The organism is Paenibacillus sp. NPDC056933 (assembly GCF_042674385.1).
Taxonomy (GTDB): domain Bacteria; phylum Bacillota; class Bacilli; order Paenibacillales; family Paenibacillaceae; genus Paenibacillus.
Genome location: NZ_JBHUQN010000001.1, coordinates 2,012,954 through 2,025,073, shown reverse-complemented (window position 1 = coordinate 2,025,073; position 12,120 = coordinate 2,012,954). Strand labels below are relative to the sequence as shown.

Annotated in this window: 10 protein-coding genes; 6 read left to right on the top strand and 4 right to left on the bottom strand. The window is 45.4% G+C overall.

Annotated features, from left to right (window positions below; translation table 11 throughout):
- Positions 1-103: 103 nt before the first annotated feature.
- The 3 genes from ACFTRD_RS09255 to ACFTRD_RS09245 all read left to right on the top strand — a co-directional run bounded on the left by ACFTRD_RS09255 (position 104) and on the right by ACFTRD_RS09245 (position 5,254).
- Complete coding sequence (locus tag ACFTRD_RS09255) at positions 104-2,146, top strand: serine hydrolase domain-containing protein (protein WP_379379067.1); 2,043 nt, start codon at positions 104-106, stop codon at positions 2,144-2,146.
- 163 nt (positions 2,147-2,309) lie between these two features.
- Positions 2,310-4,622 carry a sensor histidine kinase gene (locus ACFTRD_RS09250; protein WP_379379065.1) on the top strand — a complete coding sequence of 771 codons (2,313 nt, stop codon included), beginning with the start codon at positions 2,310-2,312 and terminating at the stop codon, positions 4,620-4,622.
- The gene (locus ACFTRD_RS09245) at positions 4,619-5,254 is read left to right on the top strand and encodes a response regulator transcription factor (protein WP_379379063.1); all 636 of its coding nucleotides are present in this window, start codon (positions 4,619-4,621) and stop codon (positions 5,252-5,254) included. Before ACFTRD_RS09250 ends, ACFTRD_RS09245 begins: the two co-directional genes overlap by 4 nt.
- A 130-nt stretch (positions 5,255-5,384) precedes the next feature.
- Here the strand turns inward: ACFTRD_RS09245 and ACFTRD_RS09240 are convergent, their stop codons facing one another.
- The 4 genes from ACFTRD_RS09240 to ACFTRD_RS09225 form a co-directional block, all read right to left on the bottom strand.
- Positions 5,385-6,350: a sugar phosphate isomerase/epimerase family protein gene (locus ACFTRD_RS09240; RefSeq protein ID WP_379379061.1), complete on the bottom strand. Its 966-nt coding sequence runs from the start codon at positions 6,348-6,350 to the stop codon at positions 5,385-5,387.
- 60 nt (positions 6,351-6,410) lie between these two features.
- On the bottom strand, positions 6,411-6,548 hold the full coding sequence (locus ACFTRD_RS09235; protein WP_379379059.1) for a hypothetical protein: 138 nt from the start codon (positions 6,546-6,548) through the stop codon (positions 6,411-6,413).
- Positions 6,549-6,581: 33 nt separating this feature from the next.
- Entirely contained in the window at positions 6,582-7,778 is a 1,197-nt protein-coding gene (locus ACFTRD_RS09230) for an ROK family transcriptional regulator (RefSeq protein ID WP_379379057.1), read from the bottom strand.
- Between the two features lie 170 nt (positions 7,779-7,948).
- Complete coding sequence (locus ACFTRD_RS09225) at positions 7,949-8,788, bottom strand: YitT family protein (protein WP_379381251.1); 840 nt, start codon at positions 8,786-8,788, stop codon at positions 7,949-7,951.
- A 381-nt stretch (positions 8,789-9,169) separates the two neighbouring features.
- Between ACFTRD_RS09225 and desA the strand changes: the two genes are divergently transcribed.
- From desA to ACFTRD_RS09210, 3 genes are all read left to right on the top strand, one after another.
- Positions 9,170-10,228, top strand: a complete 1,059-nt coding sequence (desA, locus tag ACFTRD_RS09220; protein ID WP_379379055.1) for a Delta(5) desaturase DesA — start codon at positions 9,170-9,172, stop codon at positions 10,226-10,228.
- Positions 10,229-10,325: 97 nt separating this feature from the next.
- Entirely contained in the window at positions 10,326-11,474 is a 1,149-nt protein-coding gene (locus ACFTRD_RS09215) for a sensor histidine kinase (RefSeq protein WP_379381249.1), read from the top strand.
- A complete protein-coding gene (locus tag ACFTRD_RS09210) occupies positions 11,471-12,070 on the top strand; it encodes a response regulator (protein ID WP_379379053.1) in 600 nt (199 codons plus the stop codon). The genes ACFTRD_RS09215 and ACFTRD_RS09210 overlap by 4 nt, the downstream gene beginning before the upstream one ends.
- Positions 12,071-12,120 lie beyond the last annotated feature (50 nt).

Genomic DNA, 12,120 nt, shown 5'->3' with positions numbered 1-12,120 from the left:
AGCACTGGAGCTGATAGCTTATAGATACAGGCTGTATATATAGGTCTGACCACATCTCAACACATATTACTGTACACATCTCAACATCACAAAGGAGTTTTCCATGAAAATGAAACCCCATTCCGCAACCAGCCAAAGCCCACAACATCAGAGCTACAAACTGAATTACAAGTGGAAACAAACCGTAGCCAGCATCATGTTGATTGCATCCCTGAGCTTTACTACATTTACAAGTGTATCAGCAGAAGGCAAACCATCCTACAACCCTTTAAGTCCTCAGGAAACGGAATCGTTCATCGATGGTTTCTTTGCCCTGGATGAAATTAAGTCCACTCTGAAAGGTGCTGTAGTCACTGTAGTTCAGGACCAACAGATTGTTCTTAATAAAGGGTATGGTTATGCCAATGTGAAAAAAGAAATCCCTGTCGATGCCAACTCCACCCTATTTCGTGTAGCCTCGATCTCCAAAACGTTTACCGCAACAGCCATCATGCAATTGGCAGAGCATGGTAAAGTAAAGCTTAATCAGGATATCAGCGCGTACACAGATGATCTGGAACTGACTAATCACACCGGGACATCATTGACTTTAAAACAACTGATGACCCATACCAGCGGATTTGATTTCACCGATACAGCAACTACAGCCAGGGACCTGAACAGCTCTTATCCACTTGACCAATTCATCAAAGACCACAAACCATCCGTTGTCCGTACACCCGGAGAAGTTTTCCGATATGACAACTACGGCTACACCCTACAGGGCTATATCGTTCAAAAACAGTCGGGGATGCCATTTGAGAATTATGTAAAACAGCATATTTTCAACCCGCTCGGTATGTCCGATAGCCACTTCACACTAAGCAAAGATATTGTGGGGAAACTGGCGGTTCCATATGATTCAGATGGACAGGAACTTTCCCAATATCCCAATGTGCCTGACAGCTCCCCTGAGGGCGGATTAATTACAACTGGACGGGATATGGCTCAGTTTATGCTTGCACAGCTCAACCAAGGTTTGTACCAAGGCGCACGCATTCTTGAGTCCTCATCCGTACAAGCCATGCAGACGTTGGATGTCTCCATTCATCCTGATCTACCCGGCACGGGTTACGGATTCGAATCCACCTATTCACAGTATAATCATGGACGAAACGTGGTGAGTAAAGCAGGCGATCTTGCAGGCTTCCACTCCAATCTGTGGCTGTTACCTGACGAAAAGACCGGCCTCTTTATCGTATCCAATAGTGATGGTCCTGACCTGCGAGAAGCACTCTTTCACGTATTCATGGATCATTATTATCCAGTTAACCAGACCAAGGATGCCGATTACACCGTATCTGGGGCAGCACTCCGATCATACGAAGGACTGTATCGTGATGTCCGTTTACCCGCATGGTTATATGATATTTCAGCAACAGAGAAGGGACTTCAGGTCATAGATGCATACGGTACTCACACCTTAACACCGGTTAAGGACATGCTGTTTAGGGATGAGAATGGTAAGCTCGCTGGCTTCAAAAAAAATAAGTCAGGGGAAATCACATATTTCTATTACAACAAAGCGGATAGCTGGTCTGAAAAATTGCCTGAAGCTAAACTTTATACAGACGTACCAGAAGACCATCCCTATGCTCCTTACATCTATCGTTTGGCGCAGATTGGCCTGTATCCACAGGATCAATCCCTTTTTGAACCGGAGAAACCTGTAAGTCGTGGTGAATTCGTAGCACAGATCGTGGGCATCAGCGGAATGACCCTTTCAAATCAATCGCCAAAATTTAAAGATACCCAATCCAGCCCCTATGCCGCCTATATTCAAACCGCTCTTGAACTAGGCATTGTGCAAGGTAATACTCGTGGATGGTTTCATCCCGAGCAAGCTATAACCCGGCAAGAGGCCGCGGTAATTATTTCGAGAACTGCACAACAACTACTCGGAGCACATACAGTCTCTGCCATCCTGACAGGTTCACAGGATGGTTGGGCGCAAGAAGGTGTCCAGTTTGTGGTTGCTTTGGGTCTCTACGGTCCGGAAGTGACTGTATCAAGCAGCGGCGCTGTCGATTATAAGTCGAAGCGGCCTATGCTCAGGCAGGAATCATCGGTTTTGATGTACAAAATGTTGGGAACTCTGCTACATTAATATCATGATCGACGGCAAGCCATGCCATTGCTGCATGGCTTGCTTTTTTCACAGCCTATACCAATGATGCACATCATAAGAACGGATGATTTCTTCCATGGGATTAAAACTTTCATTAAGTAGATTCATAAAATATAAATTTAGTTTCGCATGGCTTATAACGATGTTGTGTTTTATACTGACAGCCATTTATATTCATATCTCTTCATTTTTACACCCTTATATCGGTCTTTCACTGATACCGGATGTCTCCAACTCGTGGGTGGTAGACGAAGCAGATCCGCAAGGTGTAGCTTATGCATCAGGGATCAGGTCCGGTGACACCGTTATCTCTCTGGAGCCAAAAGGAAACGTCCGATTACTCCATCAGCAAGGTATATTCTCAGTGACGGAAGCCTACACCATTGGCGTAGAGAAGTCTAGTAGCGTAGCAGTAGAATATATCATGAAGCCTGGAATGCGAGAGTGGTTTAACCTCGGCTTCTCTTCCATTGCAGAATTGTTTTTACTATTAACTGGAAGTTATGCCTTGTTTAGCCAACCAAGTTCCCGTGTGATGCGTCTATTCTACCTGCTTAACCTGTCCATGGCCTTATGTATATTGACGATTTATCATTCCCAACTTCCGCTATCCAACTATATTTTGGCCTTTTGTGCTGCATGGTTACCTTATTGTCTAACCGCATTTTATGTTTCTTTTGTATTCCGCAGCCGTCTGCATCACTTCCGATGGTTATTATGGATCAGCAGATGTATTGCCATAGCCTATTCCACTGGTCTCACATTTCTGTACATTAAACGATGGCTTATGACCGAAGTTCAGTTCAATCAAGACGTTACTATCGTTAGCACACCTGTTGCATCGTCTGGTCCAACCAATCTGATTAACTTTATTCTTTGTGCCACCCTTCTGGTATTAATCTGGATTACATGGTCTAATCGTCTAAGCTATAATCGCAAGGAGCAGAATCAGCTTTTGCTCATGTCAGCAGGCATTATCGTTAGCCTGATTCCCTTCATCTTCTGTTTTGCCATTCCAACCCTGCTGCAAGGTGCACCGTTATTACCTGTTGAATACACATTAATCGGTTTCCTTCCTTTATCATGGATGTTCACTTATGTACTCGTGCAGCGGAGTATGCTTGATTTCAAACTGGTTATGCCAAGATTGTTGATTCATGGATTGTATGCCTTAATCGCATTTGTACTGTTCATGGCTGCTTCAAACCTGCATACGTTCGTGCAGATCAGCTTGCTCTTTGTCCTTTTTTTGCTCATCACATGGGTGTATCAGTATACGCTCACACGCTCCCGCAAGAAAAACAAACGTAACAAGGATTGGCTTGAACACCAGCAACTGCGGTTGACTGTTCGCATGGCTGAGCAGCAAAACATGCGGGACATGATTCATCTGTTTGCCGAGATGTTTCACAAGCTGTTGGATATTGAAGGCGTAGTTATCATCTGGATCGATGATAAGCACCCTTATTCTCAAGCAGGTACAGGAGTTTTTGCTTCCATTCAGGATATCGAAGACGAGGCGTTACATGTTGAAGGTTTACGACAGAGATACAACTTGGCGCAGGTATGGGAGCTGTCAGGTGAACCAACGACGGAGATGGCATGTTTTCTGGGCATTGGTCACAAACGAAATGGTACCCTTTTTTCAGCAGAAGAGCAGGATATCATTGATAAAGGACGGCTCGAAGCGATCCGAATGCTCGTGAATGGCAAACTTTTATCCGATCTGCAGAAACGATATGAACACCGTGTAGATCAAACGGCTCTCCATGAACAACAGATGCGCCGTCATCGTGAGTTCAATGATATTTTGATGGAAGCCCAGCAAGCAGAGCGTATGAAAACCTCCTATTTCCTTCATGACCAGCTGCTCCAAAACTTGATTTTTCTGTCTCGTGATTTGGAGGAATTTCATGATACCGGAGAGACACATATGGATCAAACGGCTGTTTGGCTGGAGTGCCTGTATGCTTCCCAGAAGGATATACGCCAATTGTGTGATGATCTGTACCCTCATATTATAGATCGAAGCGATCTTGAGGAGGCGCTGCAATGGCTTGTTCGTTCGCTTCAAGTGCAGAGCGGGATCAAGATGGAACTCAGCTATACTGCGCCGCCTGCTGTACTGGAACAAGAACCACTGAAATCCATGGTGTTTCGGACCATACGCGAACTTGTCATCAATGTGATGAAGCACGCCCAGGCTTCGTTCTGTTCCATTGAGGTGCACACGCAGGATCAGGATCTCATTTTCAAGGTAAAAGATGATGGCTCGGGTTTTAATGTTCATTCCGCATATGATTTTTCAAATTCAGCATCCGGGCACTTCGGTTTAATATCCATACAAAGCAGCATCCAGCATCTCGGTGGCGACATCACCGTCAATTCCAGCCCTGGCAAAGGAACCTACATAAGCATTCGTTTGCCTTTAACCAAAGGAGTAACTGTACAATGAGCGAACCCATTCAAGTCGTACTGCTTGATGATCACCCCCTGGTTATGGAAGGTCTCAACAACCGTTTAAACCGCGAACCCGGCATACAGGTATTGAAAACATTTAACGATCCTATGCTGTTCTTGTCCGAAGAAGAGGCGTTGCGACCTGACGTGGTTGTAATGGATATCCGCATGCCCCAGCTCGATGGTTTTGAGGTTGCCAAAAGATTAAAAGAACAATTTGGACTTACTGTCAAAATCATTTTGTTATCCGGGTACAACTATCACGAATTCCAGTTAAAAGCCTACGACCTGGGTGTTCATGCCTACCTGTCTAAGCAAGCGACGTATGGACAGATTATCAATGCCATCCGGCAAAGTATGCTGGGCCATGTGCTTATTCCAGAGAAAATGCTCTCTCCCAATTTAGAGGAATCACTCACTGCAACGGAGCGCGAAGTGCTTCACCGTATTGCACTGGAAATGAGCAATAAGGAAATTGCACAGGATCTGGCGATCAGTCAGCGCACTGTTGAGTATCACATCACCTCCATTACACAGAAGTTTGGCGTTAAATCCAGAATTGGTGCTGTAGTGAAAGGCTATCAGGCTGGCATTCTCGGTGACGTAACAATCCCTGAGAAGCGGTAAACCCCTACTTTTAAATACCAAAGAAAGCGGCAGAACACCTCTTCACCCCAAAGTTAAAGGTCGTTCTGTACCGCTCTCTATATGGTTACCGATCCCATTTAAAGTTTTGAATTAAGAATGTCTGCCCAACTTAACTGCGCAGACGTGCCGCTTGACGCTCCGCAATACGTGCTGTAATTAACTTGTGACTCTCATCAATCTCTTCGGGTGTGCAGGCTGCTTTCAACTCATATACCTTGACCGGTGAACGATCGATGATATCCAGAAATGAATCAAAGAATTTCATGTCCTTACTATGTATATAAGGACACCAATGATCCGACAAACCTACCGTTTCATGAATATGCACGCCAACCACATGGTCAATTAACTCATTCGCTTCACGTACATTGTCATAGAGTCCCATTCGGTCCATCATCATGCCGTGACCAATGTCATACCACAAGCCGAGCGGAGCCCCTTTCATTCGTCCGATGATCGTGCCCGCTTCCTGCAGCGTCGGCATCTGGTAACAGCGTGATCGGGTCTCAATCCCGAAATTCACCCCATACCCGCGCTGTTCAGACAACTCACACACTTCCTCCAGACTCTCCTGAATTCGTTTCAGGTAGTGTGTGCTGCCCGCCTCCCGCTTCTCAAACATCTCCTGCCATAACGATTGATAAGCTGGGGAATCCGGTCCTTGATCGTGATATATCTTTTTTAACGCTTCATCAATATTATATTCGAAAGGTACTTCGCCTGGATGCACCACAACCGCTTTTGCGCCATACCGATGGGCATATTCGGCTGAACGGAGCAGCAGTTCAATTGCCCGCTTCCGGCGCGGCTCATCGTCAAAACCGAGCAGAACCGAATCGGTTCCGTAATCGGGATCAGCTACATGCGGGAACGTGTTATGCACACTGGATATGCCGATTTCTCCCCTTTCAATCATCGGTTCAATCGTTTGCAGCAGCTCGTCAGTTACATTATAGTTCAGCTCTACCTGTCTGAATCCCAGTGATTTGATCTCCTCCATCATGCCCTGGCCTGTAGTGTGACGTTTGATGTTCCAGCAAGTCGAAAATGAATATTCCTTTTTGTCGGTAAACATAGCTGTGTTCCTCCTATATGCGATATTCGCCCCTACCATGTCTACTGTTTCTTCTCTATTTTACATCAGCCTCTCGGTCTGGCCGATGTTCAATTCAAATCTTATTTTGTTAGCAGTTACGCCAGAAATATAACGATAGATGATTTCAGCATGATTCTCATAGAATAGAAAAGAAAAGAAGGCTCTGGCACCTGACATGATTTCTTTCCCTCCTGAGACATAAGCCTCCATTTACTCCGATGCCTCATGCTTAAGGTTCAACATTGTTTGTTGCAACGCCACCTGCACTGCCCCAATCACTACAGCCCGCTCGCCAAGCTCCGAACAGGTAAGGTCAGGCTTCGCAGGGAACTGCTCAGAAAGGATCTGTCTAAGCAACGGTAATAACACATCCCCGTTGCCCCCAACACCACCGCCTAGCACAATGAGATGAGGAGCGAGTATGACACAGATATGCCGCAGGGCAGATGCAATCATTTCGCTGTACTGCTTCAGAATCCGCATGGCCTGCACATCTCCACTCCGGGCAGCTTCGAACAACCTCTCTGGAGTCAGATGTTTACAAAGGTCCGTTGCTCCAGAATCATTCTCTGTAAGAAGATACGCATCCAGCTGATGGTTGGCGAGTTGCATCAGACCATCTGCTGACAATACATCCTCCAATCGTCGGTCGTCACCCAGCCGCATTTCCGCAAGCTCACCCGTCAATCCGCCCAAGCCTCGAAGCAATTGACCATTAACCATAATGCCTGCTCCGGTTCCTGTTCCGATAGAGATAAAAACAAACAGATTCGATTCCAAAGCTGCCCCATATGTGTACTCACCCAGCGCTGCCAAATTCACATCATTCTCCAGAATTACTTCACAGGAAAACTTCCCCGATAATGATTCAAGTGAAAGTGCCTCTTCCAAACCCGCTAATGGAGCGACAATCCGGTCAATGTCCCCTGAATCCGGCAATACAACGCCGGGAATACCAAAACCGATGCATTGAATCTGCTCCCAATTCAAATGATTTTTGTCGAGCAATTCATCCATATGACTTTGCAGAACATCAAGAATTGACATCCTCGCCGACTCACCACTATGGTCCATCTGCATCGGATATGAACGATAGTCTAGGATTTCGCCATTCAGGTCGGATAGAGCAATGCGAATTCGGGTTGCCCCCACATCTATACCACAAACATAATAAGCTGCTTCATTGAAACGGATCAGTGTTGCTTTCCGCCCTTGCGCATTGTCGGCTCTGCCAGTCTCCAGAACAAGATTGCGTTCGATCAGATGTTCCACCGCCGACGACACTGTGGGTTTGCTGAGTCCAGTATGGCGGCTGATATCTGCTCTGGACATCGTTCCATTTGCGATCAGCGCTTCCAGGATCAGATTCTCATTCAGATTGCGAATATATCGCGGTGAACCCGCCACTTTATCGCCTCCCTTTTATAGTTAGTTAACTTTATTAACGAATTAATTTCAATATATCATTGCCTTTTACAGGTGTACAGCTTTTTGTCTGTGCGAACGGGTTTAAAATATAAAACAAAAAAGCCGCAGTGAATTTCACCGCAGCTCCCCGCTTCCTTATATATGTTTCATTATGATTTGGACAGTTCGATGAACCCTTCGCCAAATACGTCACGCACATCATGGATCGTTATGAAAGCAATTTCGTCTTCCGCTCGCACAATCTTTTTCAGCATTGGAACTTCTTGTTTGCTGATGACAATATATAAGATCTCTTTCGGGTTCTTCGTATAGTATCCATGACCAGACAGGACGGTGACTCCCCGATCCATCTTCTCAATGACCTGCTGGGCAATGGCATCCTGTTTGGTCGATATAATAGTGACTGCTTTTTTCGGATTGAGTCCTTCAATAATGAATTCCATCGTTTTGGTGCCGACAAACAGCATGACAATCGTACACATCAACCCTTGCGGCCCTATAATGAAGAACGAAGAGAACGCCACGATCAGATCGAAGAATAACAGCCCATAACTGATATTCCAATCCAGATATTTGTTGGCAAGCCGAGCCAGAATAACCGTCCCCGCCGTTGTGCCGCCTACTCTAACAATCAAGCCGATACCCAGACCAGCAAATAATCCACCAAAAATAGTATTGATCCAGAGCTCGTCCGATGCAATCGTCCAGCTCTCGGTCAAGTGCAGGAACAGCGAGTTGAATACCACCGCAATAATCGTATACACCGTTGTCGTTCTGTCCAGAAACTTGTATCCCACAAGTAGCAAAATACCATTGAGGAGCAAGTTCATTAGTCCTGGAGACCATTCAAAGAGGTAATACAAAATAATAGTAATCCCCGTAACGCCGCCTTCAGCCAGATCATTCGGGATGACGAACAGGTTTACTGCAAGTGCAAACAGAAATGCACCCGCCATAATAAATAGAATATCCGTTATTTTTTTTTTCATCATGCACTCCATCCAATCCATCAGAAAATCAACCTATCAACCATTTTCATAAGTTGTCATAATCACTCAATGATAGATTCTACCATGCCACGAACAAAATTTGTATACATAATACAAATTGTTGCGCGAATTGTACAAAGGAATCTGAAGCCATTCCGTTCAAAGCTCCTGATTCAAAGGCAGGATTAACCTTCATCCATGACAAATGTCATGTGTCGTCATGGATATTTGTCACTACACAGAACTGACGTTTATGACTTACTGTCATGGCTAGATTATTTTACAATGAGACAAAGGCGAACACGGAGAGATGATCATCATCCCCGGAAACGCCGCGTTACCACCAACCATGGCTGTAACGATGAAGGAGGACGTACGTCTATGAGCAGATCCAAAGAGATGGCGCTAAAAAAAGAAGTTACCCCTTACGAAAAAAATAATCTTCGACTAAGTATCCAACAATTAGTGAATTCCATACTGCCACTATTACTATTATGGGCCGCCGCGTACTATAGCCTGTCCGTGTCCTACTGGTTGACATTCCCCATTGCCCTCGTAGCCTCGGGATTTGTACTTAGAACATTTATCATCTTCCATGACTGCTGTCATGGTTCATTCTTCAAAAGCAAACGTGCCAACGACATTCTCGGCACGATTACAGGTGTATTAACCCTGACGCCTTATCTGCAATGGAAAAACGAACATTCCATTCATCATGCAACCAGCAGTAATCTGGACAAACGTGGTGTAGGTGATATCTGGGTGATGACAGTCGATGAATACAAAGCAGCTTCTCCTTGGGGCCGCCTCTTCTACCGTATTTATCGTAATCCGCTGGTCATGTTTGGTATTGGACCCATTTATGTATTTTTGTTCGCCTACCGTTTTAATCGTAAAGGTGCAAGACGTAAAGAACGCATCAATACTCACCTGACGACGGTGTTGATCGTTGCGCTCTATGCCTTCATGTGCTGGTTAATCGGATGGCAGGCTTTTGTATTGGTGCAGGCACCCGTCTTTTTCTTCTCCGGTTTCTTCGGCATCTGGCTGTTCTACGTACAGCATCAATTCGAAGATACGTACTTTGAACATGAAGACGAATGGAGTTATGTAAAAGCAGCCGTAGAAGGTAGTTCATATTACAAACTGCCAAAACTGTTGCAATGGATCAGCGGAAATATCGGATTCCATCATGTGCATCACTTGAGTCCCCGTGTTCCCAACTATTATTTGGAAGAAGCACATAACGCAACACCGCCTTTGCAGAAAGCAACGACGATTACGTTGCGTTCCAGCTTGGCTGCCCTGCGCTTCCGTCTGTGGGACGAAGAATCGAAGCAATTTATCAGCTTTAAAGAAATTAAACGCTCATCCCGCAAGCCTTACGTTCAACCGCCAATTCGAGTAAACAACCAAGCGGGTCTGACAGAGAAGCCTTAACTCTGTCGGATTCGTTTTCTTGTATTCAGGCTGAAGTTTATGCTACAGTCAGGCTAAGTTGGAGTACAAATGCAAAAGTTTGAGGAGGAGAATTTTCATTCAAAAGTGGATGCAGCTCTTTTATAAAAATACAGGTTTAAATCCATATGTATGGCTCGTCTTTTTCATCCTGCCTTTCTACTATATCTCACAATATTCCAAATTATGGCCGATGGTCACAGGGATTTTCATCATCCTCTTCTTCTTCGTATGTTATCTGCTTGCCTTCATCACGAAGGGATGGCAGGTCTATATGTGGATTGGACTGCTGATCGCGATCTCGATCACGATGACCATCGCTTATGATTATGCCTATTTCTCATTGTTTCTTGCTTTTTTTATTGGGAATATTAAAAATAAAGCCGGCTTCTTTACTCTCTATTCGGTGAATCTGGCTGCCAGTTTTCTAACTATCAATTACAGTTTCATCAAACAGAGCACCCTGTTACTCAGTCAGTTTCCATTTGTATTCATCAGTCTGATGGCATCCATCCTGCTCCCGATTAGCACGTATAACAAAAACAAGCGTGAACAACTTGAAGGCCAACTGGAAAGTGCCAACAAACGGCTGGATGATCTTGTGAAAATGGAAGAACGGCAACGTATCGCACGCGATCTGCATGATACGCTTGGACAAAAGCTCTCTCTCATCGGTCTGAAAACCGATCTGGCCAAACGTTTGCTCCGCATGAATCCTGATCAAGCCGAGATTGAATTGAACGACCTGAGACAAACGGCAAGCACGGCTCTGAAGGAAGTTCGTGAAATGGTTACGACCATGCGTGGTACCCAATTGGTGGACGAACTTTTCCGTGCTGAACAGATTCTGAAGGCCGCTTCGATTGAATTTGTACTGGAAGGCAATCCGAAATTGCAGGATACGTCCCAGCTGAATGAAAACGTGCTCGGCATGTGTCTGAAAGAAGCCGTCACGAATGTCGTCAAACACAGTCAGGCCACGGTATGCACCATCACCATTAAAGAGACACTGTCGGATAACATTTTAACGGTTCAGGATAACGGTGTAGGCATGGAACGCACACGCAACAAGGATCGGCGCGGTACCGGCATTTTAGGTATGAAGGAAAGGCTCGAATTTGTGAACGGTTGTCTGGACCTTCGCTCCGGAGCAAACGGAACAGGTACACAAATCGTCATTCAGGTGCCCAAGCTGACGCGAAAACCAATGAAGGAGGATGCAACATGATCAGAATCGTAATCGCCGAAGACCAACGTATGATGCTGGGCGCCTTGTCTTCCCTGCTCAATCTGGAAGAAGACATGCAGGTGGTAGGGCAGGCTAGCAATGGAGAGGAAGCTCTGACACTTGTCAGGGAACTGACTCCAGATATCTGTCTGATGGATATCGAAATGCCTGTCAAAAGTGGACTGGAAGCGGCAGAAGAGATGAAAGGTTTGAACTGTAAAGTCATTATTCTAACCACTTTTGCCCGAACCGGCTATTTCGAACGTGCGCTTAAAGGTGGTGTTCGCGGATACCTGCTTAAGGATAGTCCGATTGAAGAACTGGCTGAAACCATTCGTCAGGTCATGAGTGGAAGACGCATCTTCGCCCCTGACCTGGTAGACGAGGCTTATGTTCAGGAGAACCCGCTGACCGAACGTGAGCATGCTGTATTAGGACTCATGGCAGACGGCAAGAACACGAAGGAAATTGCCGGACATCTTTTTATTACAACCGGCACGGTGCGGAATTACATCTCTATTATCCTTAACAAGTTAAACGCGAGTAACCGTATCGAAGCGATTACCCGTTCGAAGGAAAAAGGGTGGTTCAAATGAAAGTACCGCTTTAACCCACTGAAACACAAATAAGCAAGCTACATCATAGT

What these genes read in the sequence shown, in the direction of transcription:
- ACFTRD_RS09255 (WP_379379067.1), top strand. Translation starts at nt 104, where the DNA reads ATGAAAATGAAACCCCATTCCGCAACCAGCCAAAGCCCACAACATCAG.
- ACFTRD_RS09250 (WP_379379065.1), top strand. Translation starts at nt 2,310, where the DNA reads ATGTTGTGTTTTATACTGACAGCCATTTATATTCATATCTCTTCATTT.
- ACFTRD_RS09245 (WP_379379063.1), top strand. Translation starts at nt 4,619, where the DNA reads ATGAGCGAACCCATTCAAGTCGTACTGCTTGATGATCACCCCCTGGTT.
- ACFTRD_RS09240 (WP_379379061.1), bottom strand. Translation starts at nt 6,350, where the DNA reads ATGTTTACCGACAAAAAGGAATATTCATTTTCGACTTGCTGGAACATC.
- ACFTRD_RS09235 (WP_379379059.1), bottom strand. Translation starts at nt 6,548, where the DNA reads ATGTCAGGTGCCAGAGCCTTCTTTTCTTTTCTATTCTATGAGAATCAT.
- ACFTRD_RS09225 (WP_379381251.1), bottom strand. Translation starts at nt 8,788, where the DNA reads ATGAAAAAAAAAATAACGGATATTCTATTTATTATGGCGGGTGCATTT.
- desA (WP_379379055.1), top strand. Translation starts at nt 9,170, where the DNA reads ATGAGCAGATCCAAAGAGATGGCGCTAAAAAAAGAAGTTACCCCTTAC.
- ACFTRD_RS09210 (WP_379379053.1), top strand. Translation starts at nt 11,471, where the DNA reads ATGATCAGAATCGTAATCGCCGAAGACCAACGTATGATGCTGGGCGCC.